The organism is Pseudomonas sp. V98_8 (genome assembly GCF_029967975.1).
In the GTDB taxonomy this organism is placed as follows: Bacteria; Pseudomonadota; Gammaproteobacteria; order Pseudomonadales; family Pseudomonadaceae; genus Aquipseudomonas; species Aquipseudomonas umsongensis.
On sequence record NZ_JASCAE010000007.1, the window covers coordinates 173,550 to 191,628 of the forward strand.

General features: G+C 59.6%; 13 protein-coding genes. 2 read left to right on the forward strand and 11 right to left on the reverse strand.

The features are described 5' to 3' along the window. The gene (locus QLG10_RS07460; protein ID WP_188264320.1) at positions 1 to 1,218 is read right to left on the reverse strand and encodes a type II secretion system F family protein; all 1,218 of its coding nucleotides are present in this window, start codon (positions 1,216 to 1,218) and stop codon (positions 1 to 3) included. 312 nt (positions 1,219 to 1,530) lie between these two features. Here QLG10_RS07460 and QLG10_RS07465 point away from each other — a divergent pair, with 312 nt between their 5' ends. Both QLG10_RS07465 and QLG10_RS07470 read left to right on the forward strand, forming a co-directional pair. After that, positions 1,531 to 1,950, forward strand: a complete 420-nt coding sequence (locus tag QLG10_RS07465; protein ID WP_083349763.1) for a pilin — start codon at positions 1,531 to 1,533, stop codon at positions 1,948 to 1,950. Positions 1,951 to 2,260: 310 nt separating this feature from the next. Then, complete coding sequence (locus QLG10_RS07470) at positions 2,261 to 2,614, forward strand: BON domain-containing protein (RefSeq protein ID WP_110751108.1); 354 nt, start codon at positions 2,261 to 2,263, stop codon at positions 2,612 to 2,614. Between the two features lie 233 nt (positions 2,615 to 2,847). Here the strand turns inward: QLG10_RS07470 and QLG10_RS07475 are convergent, their stop codons facing one another. The 10 genes from QLG10_RS07475 to QLG10_RS07520 all read right to left on the reverse strand — a co-directional run bounded on the left by QLG10_RS07475 (position 2,848) and on the right by QLG10_RS07520 (position 18,065). Continuing rightward, positions 2,848 to 5,802 (reverse strand): DUF748 domain-containing protein, encoded by a 2,955-nt coding sequence (locus QLG10_RS07475; protein WP_248677009.1) that lies wholly within the window; start codon positions 5,800 to 5,802, stop codon positions 2,848 to 2,850. A gap of 93 nt (positions 5,803 to 5,895) precedes the next feature. Next, positions 5,896 to 6,912 carry a class I SAM-dependent methyltransferase gene (locus QLG10_RS07480; RefSeq protein WP_110751112.1) on the reverse strand — a complete coding sequence of 339 codons (1,017 nt, stop codon included), beginning with the start codon at positions 6,910 to 6,912 and terminating at the stop codon, positions 5,896 to 5,898. 170 nt (positions 6,913 to 7,082) lie between these two features. Beyond that, on the reverse strand, positions 7,083 to 7,952 hold the full coding sequence (locus QLG10_RS07485; protein WP_110751114.1) for an oxygenase MpaB family protein: 870 nt from the start codon (positions 7,950 to 7,952) through the stop codon (positions 7,083 to 7,085). 112 nt (positions 7,953 to 8,064) lie between these two features. Further along, positions 8,065 to 10,002, reverse strand: coding sequence for an acetate--CoA ligase (gene acs / locus QLG10_RS07490; protein WP_282486489.1), 1,938 nt, complete (start codon positions 10,000 to 10,002; stop codon positions 8,065 to 8,067). Positions 10,003 to 10,163: 161 nt separating this feature from the next. Further along, positions 10,164 to 11,828, reverse strand: a complete 1,665-nt coding sequence (gene pgi / locus QLG10_RS07495; RefSeq protein WP_282486491.1) for a glucose-6-phosphate isomerase — start codon at positions 11,826 to 11,828, stop codon at positions 10,164 to 10,166. A gap of 221 nt (positions 11,829 to 12,049) precedes the next feature. Beyond that, complete coding sequence (gene panC, locus QLG10_RS07500; RefSeq protein ID WP_110751118.1) at positions 12,050 to 12,910, reverse strand: pantoate--beta-alanine ligase; 861 nt, start codon at positions 12,908 to 12,910, stop codon at positions 12,050 to 12,052. Further along, the gene (gene panB / locus QLG10_RS07505) at positions 12,907 to 13,707 is read right to left on the reverse strand and encodes a 3-methyl-2-oxobutanoate hydroxymethyltransferase (protein WP_110751120.1); all 801 of its coding nucleotides are present in this window, start codon (positions 13,705 to 13,707) and stop codon (positions 12,907 to 12,909) included. Before panB ends, panC begins: the two co-directional genes overlap by 4 nt. 328 nt (positions 13,708 to 14,035) lie before the next feature. Continuing rightward, positions 14,036 to 14,521 (reverse strand): 2-amino-4-hydroxy-6-hydroxymethyldihydropteridine diphosphokinase, encoded by a 486-nt coding sequence (gene folK / locus QLG10_RS07510; RefSeq protein ID WP_188264316.1) that lies wholly within the window; start codon positions 14,519 to 14,521, stop codon positions 14,036 to 14,038. 3 nt (positions 14,522 to 14,524) lie between these two features. Then, positions 14,525 to 15,925 carry a polynucleotide adenylyltransferase PcnB gene (locus QLG10_RS07515; protein WP_110751123.1) on the reverse strand — a complete coding sequence of 467 codons (1,401 nt, stop codon included), beginning with the start codon at positions 15,923 to 15,925 and terminating at the stop codon, positions 14,525 to 14,527. Positions 15,926 to 16,625: 700 nt separating this feature from the next. Then, positions 16,626 to 18,065, reverse strand: a complete 1,440-nt coding sequence (locus QLG10_RS07520) for a sigma-54 dependent transcriptional regulator (protein ID WP_282486497.1) — start codon at positions 18,063 to 18,065, stop codon at positions 16,626 to 16,628. Positions 18,066 to 18,079: the final 14 nt, after the last annotated feature.

The following is an 18,079-nucleotide window of genomic DNA, read 5'->3' on the forward strand; positions in this document are numbered from 1 at the left end:
TCAGATCGCTGAACCGAGTTGGAAGATGGGCAGGTACATCGCGACCACCAGGCCGCCGACAATAACACCCAGCACCACCATGATGAACGGTTCCATCAGGGTGGTGAGGGAGTCGACCATATTGTCGACCTCGTCTTCGTAGAAACCGGCCACCTTGTCCAGCATGTCGTCGAGTGCGCCCGACTCCTCGCCTATGGCGGTCATCTGAATGGCCATATTCGGGAAAATACCGGAAGTGCGCATGGAAAAATTCAGCTGCATGCCCGTCGCAACGTCCTGTCGGATGCGCAACACCGCGCGTTTGAACACGATGTTGCCGGTGGCGCCGGCCACCGATTCCAGGGCCTCGACCAGCGGCACGCCAGCGGCGAAGGTCGTCGACAGCGTGCGGGCGAAACGGGCCACGGCGGACTTGTGCATCAAGGTCCCCACCAGCGGCAGTTTCAGCAGCCAGGTGTCCATTCGGTCACGAAAACCTTGCGAGGTTTTCAGGGCGTGGCGCACAGCGAAAGCAGCCGTGACCAGTACGCCCAGCAGCATCCACCACCACGCTTGCATGAATTGCGACAGGTCGATGACCATCAAGGTAAAGGACGGCAATTGAGCCCCAAAGCCCTTGAACACCGATTCGAATTGCGGCACCACCTCGACCAGCAGGATGCCAGTCACGATGATCGCTACACACACGACGATCAGCGGGTAGGTCATGGCTTTCCTGATTTTCGCCTTGAGACTTTCGCTTTTCTCCTTGTAGGTCGCCACCCGTTCCAGCAGCGTGTCCAACGCGCCAGCCTGCTCCCCGGCGTCCACCAGGTTGCAGTACAGCTCATCGAAATATTGCGGTTTCTTACGCAAGGCGGTGGCGAAGCTATTGCCCGCCGCCACTTCCTGTTTCACCTCATCAATGAGCTTGCGCATGGCCGGGTTATCGAAGCCTTCACCGATGATGTCGAAAGACAGCAACAACGGCACGCCGGCTTTCATCATGGTTGCCATTTGCCGGGTGAAGAGGGCGATGTCCTGGGCCTTGATACGTTTGCCCTGATTGAAAATCGACGTGGTTTTCCTGCGCACCTTGCCGGGGTTGATGCCCTGCTTGCGCAATTTCGCCTTGATCAGTGCCGGGTTCTGGGCGCTCAATTCGCCCGTCACCTTCGTACCTTTCCTGTCTGTGCCTTCCCAGGTGTACACACTGGTTCTTGCTGCCTTGACTGCCATGTTCAGTCCTTGCTGACCCGGTTATAACCGCCGTTGCATTGATCGCAATCGGCCGCCTCATAGATCGTGAATGTGCCGATGCGTTCCTCGGGGTTCCGGGCGCAAGCAATTGAAGACTTATAGCCTAGTCAAGCGGGGGAACAAAACCTGCGGTCCTGAGGTGACAAAAAGTGTCAGATAGTGCGTTTTCTGGGGCCAGGAAGGGCTTCGTGGCAATGATTGCACCCCGGAATACGGCACGCCGGGCTTGGCATGGGCTGTGCTGCAGCAGGTGCAGATCATGAGATTTCCACTCATGCACGGAGGCTGTCATTGAATAATCAGAAAGGCTTTACCCTGATCGAGTTGCTGATAGTCGTGGCGATCATCGGGATCCTGGCGACGTTTGCGATCCCTGCTTACTCCAAGTACCAGGCGCGGGCCAAGGTCACGGCAGGTCTGGCCGAGATTTCAGCATTGAAGGTGGCGTTTGAAGACCTGATGAACCAAGGGACAGACCCGGACCTGACACAGGTGGGCGGCTCCGCCACCACGTCCAACTGCGCCACGACCGCAGTGGGCAAAGCAGCAGAAGGTACGGGCACGATTGGTTGCACAATCCTCAATGCTCCGGCGCAGGTGTTGAATAAAACCATTACCTTGACCCGCTCGTTGAATGGCTGGACGTGCACCACCGGTGTCGAACAGGAGTACGCGCCGAAAGGCTGCAAGGGCGTTGAGCCAAAGGCCTGACCCATAGCTTGTTGCCCCGATACCCCGCTCAGTGCGGGGTATTTTTTTGCTCGCCGTTCAAAGATTTCGAGTAATTGAGAAAACTTCCAACAATTCATGGCCTTAGGCCTTCTTTAAAACCCGCAACTTGCATGTAGATAATTTCCAACTCATGCATTTTGCATGATTGTGAAAAATGACTGTTTTTATAAGTCGTTGATTTATAAGTAATTGTTGTCTGTTTCAAAGTTGGCACAGCGTTCGCAATATCTCTGGTAACCCTGCTGACAAGCTAACCAGCAGACTTTCCAGAAAAACAGGAGTTACTCGTATGAAGAAGTTCGCTATTGCTGCCGCTGCTGCTACCGCGTTGACCCTGACCATGGCCAACGCTGCATTTGCCCAGGCTCAGGTCACACAAGGCCCTATGATGCTGGCCGCCGGTGAAATGACCGAAGCGAAAGAGGATGTTTCCGATACCTGGATCACTACCAAAGTCAAATCAGACCTGGTCACCGAAAAAGGCATTCCAGGTACCGATATCAAAGTGGAAACCAACAAAGGTGTTGTGTCCCTGTCGTCCACCGTTGCTGTAACGGATGCACAGAAAGCCACTGCCGTGGCGATCACCAAGAAAATCAAAGGCGTCAAGGCGGTCTCCGCTGACGGCCTGAAAGCCGAGTAAGGCAAGACTTCTCGCCTGGACTGGGAGAAGGCGCGGCAGACGGGCTGAGTCATACGTCTGCCGCAACTTAGAAGTTCATGCGACCGGCCATAAGGATGTGGCCATTACAGGCCCCGGCATTCGTGTCGGGGCCTGTTCTATTCAAAGCAAAGATCGCAGCCTTCGGCAGCTCCTACATGGGTTTGCGTAGACCAGTAGGAGCTGCCGAAGGCTGCGATCTTTTGCTGTTGCCGTTATTCGGCGTCCAGATGCAGGGGCGTAACGACCTTGCCGTCTTTTTCCGCTTCGCCCAACTGGGCATCGATGAAGTACACACGGTCATCGGCGAGCTGGCCTTTATCGACCAGATAGTCCTTGATGCTGCTGGCGCGCTCCTGGCCCAGCTCACGCAACAGCACTTCGCTGGAACTCCAGAACTGGATCACCTGCTCGCGCATTTTCGCGGTGCGTTCTTCTTTGCCCAGGTCTTTCCATTCAGCAGGTGGCTGGACCTTCAGGCGCGTGCGGTAGATCCCTTCCAGCAGCGCACCTTTCTCGCTATCGGGTACCTCCAGCAAATTTGCCTTGGCCGGAACCTTGTCGCCACGGCGCTGGAGCATTTTGTAGTAGTTGTACTGATATTCCCGTTCCAGGCGTTGCTCGGCGAGCAACGGGCCATCGCTGCTCTTGGCAGCAGTGCCTTCGATTTCCAGGCGCAGGGCCGGACGTTCCTTCAGGGCCTGGGACAGTTTGACCAGTGCCGCTTCGGCATCCTTGTTCAGTTCGCTTGAACCCGGAGCGAATGCCACGGTACCCAGGTCTTGCGAGCCACCACCGGCCACCAGGCCGCCAATGAGTTTGAACGGCGCGGCGGCGGCCTTGACGATCAGGTTGCGCAGGGTCTGCCAGACAATCGGCATCACGCTGAACTGTGGATTGTTCAGGTCACCGCTGACCGGCAGTTCAATGGAAATCTTGCCATCGACATCCTTGAGCAAGGCGATGGCCAGTTTCAATGGCAGGCTCACGGCGTCCGGGCTGTCGACCTTTTCGCCCAGTTGCAACTGTTCGACCACCACTTTGTTCTCAGCCTTGAGCTGGCCCTTGACGATCACGTAATGCAGATCGAGGTTGAGTCGGCCCTTGCGGATGCGATAACCGGCGAACTTGCCGGAGTAGGGGGTTAATGTGGTCAGTTCCACGCGTTTGAAGCTGGTGGCGATATCGAGGCTGGCCATCGGGTCGAACGGGTTGACCGCGCCCTTGATGGTCACTGGTGCATAGCGGTCAACCTTGCCTTTGATGTCGACACTGGCCGGTTTCGCCTGACGGCTGTCGATGGTGCCGATCGAACCGTTGAGCTGCTGAATGGCGGTGGCGAAGTTCGGGGTCAGGCTGAAGTCGGCGAAATTCGCAGAACCGTCGTTGATGGCAATGCCGCCGATGTGGATGCCCAGGGGCTTGTCCTTGCTGGCGGTGGGCTTGGCGGCGGCGGGCTTGGCGCCGGCGTCGGCCGGTTGCGGGATCAGCAGGTCATCGATGTTGGTGGTCCGGTCATCGTTGATCATGAAGCGCGCATAGGGTTGCAGCAGATTGATCTTGTCGATCGACAGGCTGTCGCCGTGTTGGTAGTTCAGGCCTTCTACCACCAATTGTTGCCACTTGAGAAAATCGCGGGTTTTCAGGGTATCGAGGGTATGCAATTGATCGACCTGGGCGCGGCCGGTGACGCTGAGCGCCAGCGGATCGGTGCTTTTCAGGTTGACCGCCAGGTCGCTGCCGAGCATGCCGCTGCGCAGTTCCAGGCGAATGAACGGGCTGATGTAGGACTGTGCCACGCGCAGGTCGATGTCCTTGGTCTGTACGTTGAGTCGGGCGCTGACCGGGGCCAGGTTGACCTCGCCATCGGCCGTGAGCTTGCCCTGTTTGCCTACGCCGGTGTCGAGCTTGAGGAGGAAGGGCGAGCCATTGAGACTGTCGAACTTCTGCAAGTCGAGATTCAGCGGGCTCAGTTCCAGTTCCACCGCAGGTTGTGCTTTGCGATCCGCCAGATGCACTTTGTAATCGCGCAATTGCACATCATTGAGAAGCACTTGCCACGGTTTACCTGGCGTCGCGGGTTCGGGTTTCGGCGAATCGGCCGCCGCCGGGGTGCTCGGCGGTTCGGCGTTGGCCTTGGCCGCTGGTCTGGACGGTTGGCTGGCGAACAGTTTCTGCCAGTCGAGTTGCCCGTCGGCTTCCAGGGCTGCCCAGGTTTCGAGCTTGTGGCTGCGGATCTTGCCGACCACCACTTGTTGCTTGGCCAGGTCGACAGTGGTTTCGCTGATGTCCAGGCGTTCGAGCTTCGCCAGCGGCCGTCCATCCGGCGCCTTGATCGCGAAGGGGGCGATACTGACCGCGACATTGTTCAACAGCAGTTCGGTTTGCTTGGACAGGTTGAGTTTGTAATCGGTACTGAGGCTGAGTACGCCGCTTTCGAGGTCCAGCGGCACGGCGTCGCGCACATAGGGCCAGAAAGCTTTCATCTTGCCGTCGGTGATTTTCAGCTTACCTTCGGAGGCCAGCGGAATCAGGCTGAAGTTGCCGGTCCAGTCGATCTGGCCGCCGTTGGGACCAATTGCCACCAGCGTCATGTCGGCACTGTCTTCCGGCAGGGTGCTGAGGTTCTTGAGCTCGAAATCGAGCTTGTCATAGAGGAATTCGATGGCTTCGCTGGGGCGCGCATCCTTGAAGTGCAGCGATCCGTCCACCAGTTTGATGCGGTCGATGCGCAGCGGGAATGGCTTGGCGTCAGGGTCGACGGGTGTCGGTTCGCTGGTCGGCAATTTGAACAATCCGATCAGGTTGAGCTTGCCGTCCTTGCCGAAGAGCACCTCGGTCTTGGATTTTTCCAGCTCGATATCCGACAGGTGCAGCGCTTTGGTCCAGAGGCTGTCGAGTTGCAGATTGGCGTACAGGCGTTCGAAGCCGACCTGCTCCTTGCCGGGCTCGCCAATGTTCAGGCCCCAAAGGGTTACTTCAAGGCTGAACGGGTTGAGTTCGATTCGCTGGATCGTGGCGGGCGTCGTGGCGTAGTTGGCCAGTTGCTGGTTGGCAACGCGCAACGCGATGCCGGGCAAAATGAGAAAGCCCAGCAGACTGTAGAGGGCCAGAGCAGTCAACAAGGCGCCGATGGCGCGAATCAATCCTTTGTACATGTATGGCTTCATCTGTCTGGATCGGAGTGCCTTGGAGTATGGCACGCGATTTCGGTTCCGAAGCCCTCACATCGAGCAGGATTTATCTGAAAACAACGGCGACTTTCAGAACTGCAGAATCAGGGTTTTCAGCGGAGGCTGCTGGTCCATCGACGGGAAGTCATCGCCGGGTTTCATGACTGTCCACTCCCGTACCGGCCGACCAGCCTTCTCGGCGCAACGCAAGACCTGCTCGCGCCAGTCGTCCATGCTGACTTTTGCCAGGTTGTTGCAGCAGATCAGCACGCCATTGTCAGCGGTGGTCAGCAATGCCGGCTTGAGCAGGCTCTGGTAGTCGCGAAGCAGGTCGACGGTGCCAAAAGCACTCTTGGCCCAGGCAGGGGGATCGAGCAGCACCAGGTCGTACTGGCGTTGGTCCAGGCGCTGGTAGCTCGGCAATTTCTGCCCACGACGCTGGCTGACAGGCAGGCCGGCCAACTGGCGAATGGCCGGGAAGTAGTCGGACTGGATGAACTCCATGGTTGGCAGTTGCGGGTTGAGCAAGCCATTCTCGCGCCCGACCGCCAGGTTGCCTTCGGCGAAATCCAGGTTGCACACCTGGCTGGCACCACCGGCTGCGGCGCTGAGGCCGACCCCGCAGGTGTAGGCGAACAGGTTCAGCACGCGCTTGTTCTTGCTGTGCTCCTTGACCCAGCCACGGGTGTTGCGCAGGTCGAGGAACAACAGCGGGTCTTGCCCGGCGTGGCGCCCGCGTACCCGGTAATTCAAACCCCACTCGTGGCCAACCAGGTCTTGCAGTGCGGCTTCTTCGGCGCGGTAGACGGTGTCTTCACGGTCGATGCGCGAGTTGCCACGGGAGCGGTCGTTATAGACCAGCAGGGTTTCCAGCCCCAGGTATTGATTGACGATTTCATGCAAGTGCAGCAACGCCTCGCGGTCCAGCGACTGATGGAAGCTTTGCACCATCAGTTGTGGGCCATAGCGGTCGATCGTCAGCCCTGCGGCGCCTTCCTGGCTGCCATGGAACAGGCGATAGCAGTCGGTGCCCTGGCTGTGCAACTCGGCCAGCAGGTCCTGGCGATGTTCAAGGGCGGCGCGCAGCGCCTGATTCAAGGAAGACATGCTGGGCGCCTTGCAGGAGGAATTGGGCGCGGGAGTTTAACAGCTTGAGCGCAGTAGCACTTGTAGGAGCGAGCATGCTCCGGGCGCCGTTCCGACGATGATCGTCAACGATGACGCTGGGTGCCTGACACTCCGCGCAGTATTCAAGTCCATCGCGAGCATGCTCGCTCCTACGACAATCCCATGCGCCGTTTCGCACGATGCACCGAGCCATTACGCACCGCCCAGCGCAGCATCGGCGCACTGCGATTGACACTGGCGCGGATCAGTTTGCGTTGCAGCGGCCCCTGGCTTACACCGAGCATGTCACTGGCCCAGTCCGGCAGCAGGTCGATTCCGGCCTGCATCATCAACCCGCCGAAAGGCCTGGCCAAACGGCTGGGGGAGGGGGCGTTCAACAACAGTCGAAGCACTTCACGACTGCGTTCGTCGCACAACAGTTGCGGGCGAACGCGCTCAAGGTAAGCGGCAATTTCCTGCCGGCAGCGCGGCACGTCACGGGCGCCCAGGCGCTCGGCGACTAACGCGATCTCTGCGTAATAACGATCCTGATCGGCCGGAGACAGCTGCGGATTTCGATAACGCAGGTGCGCTGCGAGGAAGTTGCTGACCTCGGCGACGTGCACCCAGGTCAGCAGGTCGGGATCGCTGGCGGCATAGGGCCGGCCATCGGGCGCGGTGCCGGTGATTTGCAGGTGGATGGTGCGCACCTTTTCGATCAGCCAGTCGGCGTCCTGTCGTGAGCCGAAGGTGGTGCCGGAAATGAATTGCCCGGTGCGGCGCAGCCGACCGAGCATATCCTCGCGAAAATTCGAATGGTCCCACACACCGGCCAAGGCCAGCGGGTGCAACGCTTGCAGCATCAGGGCGCTGATACCGCCGATCAACATGCTGCTGAAATCGCCGTGGACTTGCCAGCTCACCGAATCCGGTCCGAACAGCCCGGGGTCGCCCTTGGGGTTTTCCAGGTCGAGCTTGCCCAGGGACAGGCCGGTCAGGCTCATGATCTGGGTTTCGATGCGGCTGCGAATAAATTCCATGGTGTCTCGATGATTTTCCGTAGGAGCTGCCGCAGGCTGCGATCTTTTGATTTTGTTTTTCAAGATCAAAAGATAGCAGCCTGCGGCAGCTCCTGCAGGAGGCGGCAGTACGTTATTGGTTCAGACGCTTGTCGATCAAGCCCTGGACCACGCTCGGGTCGGCCAGGGTCGAGGTATCTCCCAGGCTGTCCAGTTCGTTACAGGCAATCTTACGCAGAATGCGCCGCATGATCTTGCCTGAACGGGTTTTCGGCAAGGCCGGCGCCCATTGGATCAGGTCGGGCTTGGCGAAGCTGCCTATCTCCTTGCTGACGTGGGCCAGCAAGGTTTTCTTCAGTTCTTCATTGGGCTCGACGCCGTTCATGGGCGTGACAAAGGCGTAGATGCCCTGGCCCTTTACGTCGTGGGGGTAACCGACCACGGCGGCTTCGGCGATGCTGTCGTGCAGTACCAGGGCGCTCTCCACTTCGGCGGTACCGATGCGGTGCCCGGAGACATTGATGACATCGTCGATGCGCCCGGTGATCCAGTAGTCACCGTCTTCGTCGCGGCGGGCGCCATCGCCGGTGAAATAGTAGCCGGGATAGGGCTTGAAGTAAGTGTCGACCATCCGTTGCGGATCGCCGTAGACGCTGCGGATCTGCGCTGGCCAGCTTGATTTCAGGGCGAGCACGCCGCTGCCGGCGCCTTTGATTTCCTTGCCATGTTCGTCCAGCAACACCGGCTGCACGCCGAACATCGGTTGTGTCGCGCAGCCTGGTTTGATCCGTTGCGCACTGACCAGCGGGCTGAGCATGATGCCGCCGGTTTCGGTCTGCCACCAGGTATCGACAATTGGGCAGCGTTGTTCGCCGACGACATTGAAGTACCACTCCCACGCTTCCGGATTGATCGGTTCACCGACGGTGCCGAGCAATCTGAGGCTGGCGCGGGACGTTTCCCGCAACGGTTCTGCGCCCTCGCGCATCAGGGCCCGCAGCGCGGTGGGGGCGGTGTAGAAAATGTTTACTTTGTGCTTGTCGATCACCTGCCAGAACCTCGAGGTGCTCGGGTAGCTCGGCACGCCTTCGAAGATCAGGGTGGTGGCGCCATTGGCCAGGGGCCCGTAGACGATGTAGCTGTGGCCAGTGACCCAGCCGACATCGGCGGTGCACCAGAAAACTTCGCCGTCGCGGTAGTCCAGGACATACTTGAAGGTCATTGCCGCTTGCAGCAGGTAGCCCCCCGTCGTGTGCAGCACGCCTTTGGGTTTACCGGTGCTGCCGGAGGTGTAGAGGATGAACAGCGGGTCTTCGGCGTCCATCGGCTCGGGCGGACAGTCGTCGCCGACGTCACGCAGTGCCTGGTGATACCAGAGGTCGCGGCCTTCGACCCAGTTCACCGGGTTCTGGGTCCGTTCCACCACGACCACGGTGCTGACATCCGGGCAGCTTTGCAGCGCTTTGTCGACATTGTGCTTGAGCGGCACGAACTTGCCGCCGCGCACGCCTTCGTCGGCGGTAATCACTGTGCGACAGTCGGCGTCGAGGATCCGGTCGCGCAACGAATCCGGCGAAAAGCCACCGAACACCACCGAATGCACTGCACCGATGCGTGAGCAGGCGAGCATGGCGTAGGCGGCCTCAGGGATCATCGGCATGTAGATGCACACACGGTCGCCTTTCTTTACGCCACGGCTCTTGAGCACGTTGGCCAGGCGGCAGACGTAATGGTGAAGCTTCTTGTAGGTGATTTGCGTGGATTCGGCGGGGTCGTCGCCTTCCCAGATGATCGCGGTCTGATCGCCGCGTGTTGCCAGGTGACGGTCGATGCAGTTGTAGCTGACGTTCAGTCTGGCGCCGGCAAACCAATGGGCTTCACCGGTTTTCAGATCGTAGCGCTGGACGGTTTGCCACGGAGCGCTCCAGTCGAGGAAGCGGGTGGCTTGTTCGGCCCAGAAGGTGCTGGGGTGCTCGATGGATTCGCGGTACAGGCGGTGATAGTCCTCCTGACTCAATTGTGCAGCCCGGCGCACGGCATCGGCTTTGGGGAACGTGCTGATATCGAACATGACGGTTCCTTCTTCTTGTTTTGAGGACAAGAGGGGAGCTGCGCGACCCTCGTAGGAGCTGCGCAATGCTGCGATCTTTTGACTTTGCTTTTAGAAGATCAAAAGATCGCAGCCTGCGGCAGCTCCTACAAGGTTAGTACCCCCGCAGGAATGGCGTCAGATCAGCCGCGGTGGCGCCCGCGGAAGTAGTTGATCAAGCCCTGGGTGGACGCGTCGTCAGCCGGGGTTTCCTCGCTGCCGACCAGGCGGTTGTAGACGCCTTTGCCCAGCTCTTTGCCCAACTCCACACCCCACTGGTCGAAGGCATTGATGCCCCAGATCACGCTTTGCACGAAGACTTTGTGCTCGTACATTGCCACCAGCGCACCCAGGCGCCGCGGGCTGATGCGCTCGACCACCAGGGTATTGCTCGGACGGTTGCCCGGGATCACCTTGTGCGGCGCAAGGCTCTGCACCTGTTCTTCGCTCATGCTTTTGTCACGCAGCTCGGCCTGGGCTTCGGCCAGTGTCTTGCCGAGCATCAACGCCTGGCTTTGCGACAGGCAGTTGGCATACAGCCACTGGTGATGGTCGGCCACCGGGTTGAAGCTGACGATCGGCACGATGAAGTCAGCCGGGATCAGTTGGGTGCCTTGGTGCAGCAACTGGTGGTAAGCGTGCTGGCCGTTGCAGCCTACACCGCCCCAGATCACCGGGCCGGTATCGGTGCTGACGGGCGTACCGTCCTGGCGCACGCTCTTGCCATTGGATTCCATGTCCAGCTGTTGCAGGTGCTTGGTGATGTTGCGCAGGTAGTGGTCGTACGGCAGGATCGCGTGGCTTTGCGCGCCCCAGAAATTACCGTACCAGACGCCGAGCAGGGCCAGCAGCACCGGCATGTTCTGTTCGAAGGGGGTGTTGAGGAAGTGCTGGTCCATGGTGTAGGCGCCGGACAGCAGTTCCTTGAAGTTCGACATGCCGATGGCCAAGGCGATCGGCAGGCCGATGGCCGACCACAGCGAGTAACGCCCGCCGACCCAGTCCCACATCGGGAAGATGTTTTCTTCGCGGATGCCGAACGCCACGGCGGCAGCGTTGTTGCTCGATACCGCAATGAAGTGGCGATGCAACTCGGCTTCCGAACCACCCTGGGCCAGGTACCAGGCGCGTGCGGCCTGGGCGTTTTTCAGGGTTTCGAGGGTGTTGAAGGATTTCGACGAGACGATGAACAAGGTGGTCTCGGCGCGCAGTTTCAGCGCCAGTTCGTGGAACTCACTGCCATCGATGTTCGCCAGGTAGTGGCAGCGCACGCCTTTCTGGGCATAGGCCAGCAGGGCTTCGGACACCAGCTCGGGGCCGAGGAACGAACCGCCGATGCCGATGTTGACCACGTCAGTGATCGGCTTTTCGGAGTAGCCGCGCCACAGGCCATCGTGGATGCGGCCCACCAGGTCAGTGATCTGGTTCAGTACCTTGTGCACTTCAGGCATCACGTTGACGCCGTTGACCGACAACTTGTCGCCAACCGGGCGACGCAGGGCGGTGTGCAGGGCGGGGCGTCCTTCGGAGGCGTTGACGATTTCGCCATCGAACAGCGCCTTGATCGCGCCCTTGAGGTCGACTTCGTCGGCCAGGCCTACCAGCAGGTCACGGGTCTGGGCGTTGATCAGGTTTTTCGAATAGTCGAGAAACAGGCCGCAGCTACTGAGAGTGAATTGGGTAAAACGCTGCGGGTCGGCGTTGAACGCCTCGCGCATGTTGAAATCCTGCATGGCCTGGCGGTGATCTTTCAACGCTTGCCAGGCGGGCAGGGCGGTCACGTCGTGGGGGGTGCGGTAGTACGCCATCGCTGCGGGTTTCCTTTTACTTGAACTGCCTTTAAGACACTGAAAATACCGGAATGTCCTGACCACCGTCTGAGTGGTATCCGGTTAGCCTGCGTGCACACGATTAAATAGCGCAGGCCGGTAACAGTAAACCCAGAGAGACGATCTGTCTTGGCTTTGTCGGACCTGCGACCGGTACTTTTTTATACCGGCGCAGTCGTGGGGGAATTGTGGGGGGAATTTCAGGCGGGGGTGTCGAGGTTCAGGTGCAAATTGTCGATCAAGCGCGTCGTCCCCAGGAACGCCGCCACCAGGATCACCAGGTCGCGATCTTCCGGGGTTGCCGGGCGCAGGCTCATACCATGACGAATTTCCAGGTAATCGGGACGCAGGCCCGCCGCTTCGAGTTGTTGCAGCTTGGCGCGGATCAGGGCCGGGTAATCGCGCTCACCCTGCCTGATCGCTTCGGCGATCTCGCTCAGCGTGCGATACACCACCGGTGCCACGGCGCGCTGCTCTTCGGTGAGGAAGCCATTGCGCGATGACAGTGCCAGGCCATCCGCGGCCCGCACCGTCGGCTCGCCAATGATCTGGATCGGCATGTTCAGGTCATGCACCAGCGCGCGAATGACCGCCAGTTGCTGGAAGTCTTTCTGGCCGAAGATCGCCAGGTCCGGCTGGACCATGTTGAACAGCTTGCTGACCACCGTTGCCACACCTTCGAAATGCCCTGGACGGCTGGCGCCGCACAGGCCTTCGGAAAGTTGCGGGACGCTGACGCGGGTCTGTCCGGCCATGCCGTCGGGGTACATCTCTTCAACGGTTGGCGCGAACAGCAGGTCGCAGCCGGCTTCAAGGAGTTTTTCCTGGTCGGCGGCGAGGGTGCGCGGGTATTTGTCGAGGTCTTCGCCGGCACCGAACTGCAACGGGTTGACGAAAATGCTCGCGACCACGAAATCCACCCGTTGGGTGGCCTTGGTGATCAGCGCGACATGACCGCTGTGCAGGTTGCCCATGGTTGGCACAAAGCCGATGCGCTTGCCTTCACCGCGGGCACGGGCCACGGCGGCCCGCAATTCGCGGACGGTTTTGACGGTGTTCATGCAGAGAATCCATGTTCGATGCCAGGGAAAGTCGACGCCTTGACTTCGCTGACATAGGCGCTCAAGGCGGCGTGAATGCTGGTTTGGCCGGTCATGAAGTTTTTCACGAACTTGGGCACGCGACCGGTAATGGACAGGCCCAGCATGTCATGCAGCACCAGTACCTGGCCGTCGGTGTGGTGGCCGGCGCCAATCCCGATGACTGGAATGTTCACGGCCTGGGTGATTTCTGCGGCCAGTTCGCTCGGCACGCACTCGAGCAGCAACATCGCCGCGCCGGCCTGTTCCAGGGCAATGGCATCGGCACGCATCTGCCGCGCCTGGTTTTCATTGCGACCCTGGACCTTGTAGCCACCGAGGATGTTCACCGATTGCGGGGTCAGGCCCATGTGGGCACAGACCGGAATGCCTCGTTCCGCCAGCAGGCGGATCGAGTCCGCCAACCACAATGCGCCTTCGACCTTGATCATGTGAGCGCCGGACTGCATCAGCAGGGCGCTGTTGGTCATGGCCTGTTCCGTGGTGGCGTAGGCCATGAAGGGCAAGTCGGCAAGGATCAAGGCGTCGGTGTTACCGCGTTTGACGGCCGCCACGTGGTAAGCCATTTCGGCGGTGGTCACCGGCAGGGTGCTGTCATGACCTTGCAGAACCATGCCGAGGGAGTCGCCCACCAGCAGCACTTCGACGCCGGCCTGGTTGCAGGCATGGGCGAAGGTTGCGTCATAGCAGGTCAGCATGGTGATTTTTTCACCTTTGTGCTTGAGACCTTGCAGAGTGGTCAGGGTGATGGCTGGCATGAAAAGTTCCTCATTCAGGCGCTGTGGAAACTACTGCGAGTAACGCGCGTGATTCTTCGTTAAATACAGGCGCACGGTCTTCTGTCGTGCTTTTAAGGCCTGGATTGCGCCCTTGATGCCGTGATGGCGGCAGCGGGACGCCTATAGTCGTGAGGAGAACGTGGGAAGTCAATTGCGTGTGTTACCGCATTGTTACGTGTGGGGTGTTACCGGGTTGACTGATGCGTTTCAGCAAACGCCAACATCAAAAGATCGCAGCCTGCGGCAGCTCCTACAGGACGGTGATGACTTGTAGGAGCTGCCGAAGGCTGCGATCTTTTGGGGCTACTCAGTCTGCCGGCAGGCGTTCCAGGCCGACGAACGGGCACGCGGTGAGCAATTCTGCCAGGCTGCGGCCATCGGCCAGGCGCAGATCCACAGGCGCCAATTCTGCCAATGGATAGAGCACAAAGGCCCGCTCCTGCATATGGTAATGCGGGACTTTGAGGCGAGGTTCGTCAATCAGGCGGTCACCGAACAGCAGGATGTCGAGGTCCAGGGTGCGCGGCCCCCAGCGCTCAAGGCGCTCGCGGCCTTGGCCGTTTTCAATGGATTGCAAGGCGTCCAGCAATTCAAGCGGTAACAGCGTGCTGTCGAGAGCGGCAACCGCGTTGGTGTAACGCGGTTGGCCAGGGAGCAACGAGTCGCTTTGATAGAAGGCTGAAACCCCGACCAGTTCCGATTGCGGCAACTGTGCCAGCGCCAGGGTGGCGCTGCGCAGCTGTTCGGCGGGGTCAACGAGGTTGCTGCCCATGCCGATGTAGATGCGTTCCATGGATTACTCGCCCGTGGTGCTCGAAGCGTCTGCTGAGCGCTTGCGCTTGGCGCCGCCGCTGCGACGACGTTTGCGTGGGCCGCCAGCGCCGTCGTCCTTGCCACTGAGGTCGCGAATCATGTCGCGCCGCTCACTGTCGTTGGCGTCCTGGTAGTCGGTCCACCATTCGCCCAGGCCATCGGTCTGCTCGCCGGCGCTTTCGCGTAGTAGCAGGAAGTCGTAGCCGGCGCGGAATCGCGGATTGTCCAGCAGCAGGTCAGCACGTTTGCCGCTGCGCCGTGGCAGGCGCTCCTGCATGTCCCAGATCTCGCGGATCGGCATGGTGAAGCGTTTCGGGATCGCGATGCGCTGGCACTGCTCGGCAATCAGTTCGTGAGCCGCTTCCTGCATCGCCGGAATGGGCGGCATGCCACGGTCCTGCAGGCGCAATACGCGTGCCGGCAGGGCAGGCCAGAGCAGGGCGGCAAACAGGAACGCCGGGGTCACCGGTTTATTCTGCTTGATACGCAGGTCGGTGTTGATCAGCGCTTCACTGATCAGGGTATGGGTATAGGTCGGGTTGTATTCCAGTGCCTCGGCGCTCGCCGGGAACAGTGGATCGAACAATTGCAGGTCGACCAGCATTTCAAAAGTGTCAGCGGCGTGACCGGACAGGAACAGCTTGAGCACTTCTTCGAACAAGCGGGCTGACGGGATCTCGCGCAGCATGGGGGCCAGCTCGCGGATAGGCGTGGCGCTGTGTTTTTCGATGCCGAAATTGAGCTTGGCGGCAAAACGCACGGCCCGCAGCATCCGCACCGGATCTTCCTGGTAGCGCTGCTTGGGGTCGCCAATCAAGCGGATCAGTTGGTTGCGAATGTCGTGTACGCCGTTGGCGTAATCGAGAATGCGTTCGCTGACCGGGTCGTAATACAGGGCGTTGATGGTGAAGTCGCGGCGTTGCGCGTCTTCTTCCAGGGTCCCGTAGACGTTATCGCGCAGGATGCGCCCGCTTTCGTTGCGCGAGGATTGATTGGTGTCTTCCTCTTCGTCGTTTTGCGGGTGATTGGCGCGGAAGGTCGCGACTTCGATGATTTCGCGGCCAAAGTGGATGTGTACCAGTTTGAACCGGCGGCCGATGATCCGTGCATTACGGAATTCTGCCCGTACCTGTTCGGGTGTGGCACTGGTGGCGACGTCAAAGTCTTTCGGCGTGATGCCGAGCAGCATGTCTCGCACACAGCCGCCGACCAGATAGGCCTGGTACCCGGCGCCCTGCAGGCGTTCGACGATGTTCACCGCGTAACGGCTGAATTGCGCCTTTTGCAGCGAATGTTGACCGCTGTTGAGCACTTCAGGCGTGCTGCGAATGTGTTGCGTACGACGCAAGGGAGTACGGAATGACTGGAACAGCTTCTTCAGCATGGGATGCACTGTTTGAAGGAATGTTCGGCCAAAACGAAGAATGACCGCATGATGGGCGGGGATTCTAGCATTTAGTCGGGGGATGGTGTAGGACACAGCAGATTTGAGGTGTAGGCAGGTTTCCAAATCGCAGAAACCACAAGGGGAGCCGAAGCTCCCCAAGAAGTAGTTGCATGCTCTATTTTTGTTATTGGTTTCGGGCTTCTTGTTTTTGTTGAGTGCCCTTGTCATGAAGCTTTCCTTCATGACCCTCCCAATCGGGAGCCAAGAGCAAACGGATTGCTTTGGTCGCTGTGCTGCAGTGATCTTGCGATCCAACCAGTTCAGGCTCTGTCTTAAGACAGTTTTTTGTTGTTCTCGGCCTGGTCGTGGGGCAAGCCCCAAATACAACGCCTCTCCAAAAGAATCAGTTAGCTGCGCCTCTCGCCGTCTTGTTTTTATTGTGCGTGAGTCGATTCGTCTTATTTTTATTGTGTTGTTCGTTGCTTGTTATTGTTCTTGTACCAAACATATAGCAGGGGGCGTGCCAACTTTTGCGAACCCCAGTAAAACAAGGGGTTAGGTGCGTCGAGGGGGTCAACAAGGGCCAAAAAAAACCGGGGCTTCGTTACCGTAAGCCCCGGCTTCTGTTACGTGAAAAACCTGAGGTAACAGTTTTTTCACAAAATCATGTGTTACCCGCACATGAGACAGGCGGCGTTCAGCTCTCGCTTGGTACCCCAGTCTTGCGCCGAGGGATGCCCAGGCGCTGACGACGTTCCCACAGGCACTTGCGACTGACCCCGAGTTTGCGCGCCAGTTCGGTTTCGGTCATGTGGTCCTGATGCTCGAGCACGAAGTGCTGGAAGTAGTCTTCCAGGGACAGGTCTTCGGTCGGCTCGTGATTGTTGTTGCTGGCGTTGCTGCCACCTTGTTGCGGCGGCAGGCCGATGAACTCGTCGTCTTCGAGGTCGCTCAGTTCAATGTCGATGCCCAGCAGCTCGGCGGAAATTTCCGGGCTCTCGCACAGGATGACGGCACGCTCGACCGCGTTTTCCAGCTCGCGAACGTTGCCTGGCCACGAGTAATGACGAATGGCTTGCTCGGCGTCCGGGGCGAACTTCAGGTCTGTCCGGTTGATTCGTGCGCTTTGGCGCGCCAGGAACGCGTTGGCGATTTCATTGACGTCCGCGCCACGTTCGCGCAGGGCTGGCAGTTTCAGGGCAATCACGTGAAGCCGGTAATACAGGTCTTCACGGAACTGGCCGATCTTCGCCAGGCTCTTGAGATCGCGGTGGGTTGCAGCAATCAGGCGCACATCGACTTTCTGCGACTGGACCGAACCCACTCGGCGAATTTCACCTTCCTGCAGCACGCGCAACAGGCGCGCCTGGGCTTCCAGTGGCAGCTCACCGATCTCATCGAGGAACAAGGTGCCGCCGTCCGCCGCTTCCACAAGGCCGGCACGTCCAGCGCTGGCGCCAGTGAATGCGCCTTTCTCGTGGCCGAACAGTTCGGACTCGATCAGGCTTTCCGGAATGGCCGCGCAGTTCACCGAGATCATCGGCGCCTTGGCCCGCCTGGAAAGGTTGTGCAGGGCGCGCGCCACCAGTTCTTTACCGGTGCCGGACTCGCCCTGGATCAGCACATTGGAATCCGTCGGTGCGACTTTGCGGATCTTGCCATACAGGTCCTGCATCGGTGGGCATGAGCCAATGATGCCGATTTCGCCGTTACTGTTGTCGCTACCGGGTTTGGCGGCAGCGTTGGCGACCTTGCCGACGACCGGTTCGCCGCTGGCTTGCGCCGCTTGCCGGTCACGCAGGATGCGCGCAACGGCCTGGAGCATTTCGTCGTGGTCGAAAGGCTTGGCGATGTAATCCACCGCGCCCATTTTCATCGAATCCACCGCCGAGCGCAGGCTGGCATAGCTGGTCATGATCAGCACCGGAGTGCCCTGGCCAAGCTTGATCAATTCGGTACCCGGCGCGCCCGGCAGGCGCAGGTCACTGACGATCAGGTCGAACGTGTTAATGGTGAAGCGTTCTTGTGCTTCCTGCACTGAACCGGCTTCGCTGACCTGGTACTGGTTGCGTTCCAGCAGGCGGCGCAAGGCGGAGCGGATAATGGTTTCGTCTTCGACGATCAAAATGTGCGGCATTGATTCGATACTCT

Bases quoted from the DNA above. Each gene is read 5' to 3' on its own strand.
- QLG10_RS07485 (WP_110751114.1), bottom strand. From the start codon at position 7,952: ATGGAATTTATTCGCAGCCGCATCGAAACCCAGATCATGAGCCTGACC.
- folK (WP_188264316.1), bottom strand. From the start codon at position 14,521: ATGGAACGCATCTACATCGGCATGGGCAGCAACCTCGTTGACCCCGCC.
- QLG10_RS07520 (WP_282486497.1), bottom strand. From the start codon at position 18,065: ATGCCGCACATTTTGATCGTCGAAGACGAAACCATTATCCGCTCCGCC.
- panC (WP_110751118.1), bottom strand. From the start codon at position 12,910: ATGAACACCGTCAAAACCGTCCGCGAATTGCGGGCCGCCGTGGCCCGT.
- QLG10_RS07460 (WP_188264320.1), bottom strand. From the start codon at position 1,218: ATGGCAGTCAAGGCAGCAAGAACCAGTGTGTACACCTGGGAAGGCACA.
- acs (WP_282486489.1), bottom strand. From the start codon at position 10,002: ATGTTCGATATCAGCACGTTCCCCAAAGCCGATGCCGTGCGCCGGGCT.
- pgi (WP_282486491.1), bottom strand. From the start codon at position 11,828: ATGGCGTACTACCGCACCCCCCACGACGTGACCGCCCTGCCCGCCTGG.
- QLG10_RS07475 (WP_248677009.1), bottom strand. From the start codon at position 5,802: ATGAAGCCATACATGTACAAAGGATTGATTCGCGCCATCGGCGCCTTG.
- QLG10_RS07470 (WP_110751108.1), top strand. From the start codon at position 2,261: ATGAAGAAGTTCGCTATTGCTGCCGCTGCTGCTACCGCGTTGACCCTG.
- QLG10_RS07515 (WP_110751123.1), bottom strand. From the start codon at position 15,925: ATGCTGAAGAAGCTGTTCCAGTCATTCCGTACTCCCTTGCGTCGTACG.
- panB (WP_110751120.1), bottom strand. From the start codon at position 13,707: ATGCCAGCCATCACCCTGACCACTCTGCAAGGTCTCAAGCACAAAGGT.
- QLG10_RS07480 (WP_110751112.1), bottom strand. From the start codon at position 6,912: ATGTCTTCCTTGAATCAGGCGCTGCGCGCCGCCCTTGAACATCGCCAG.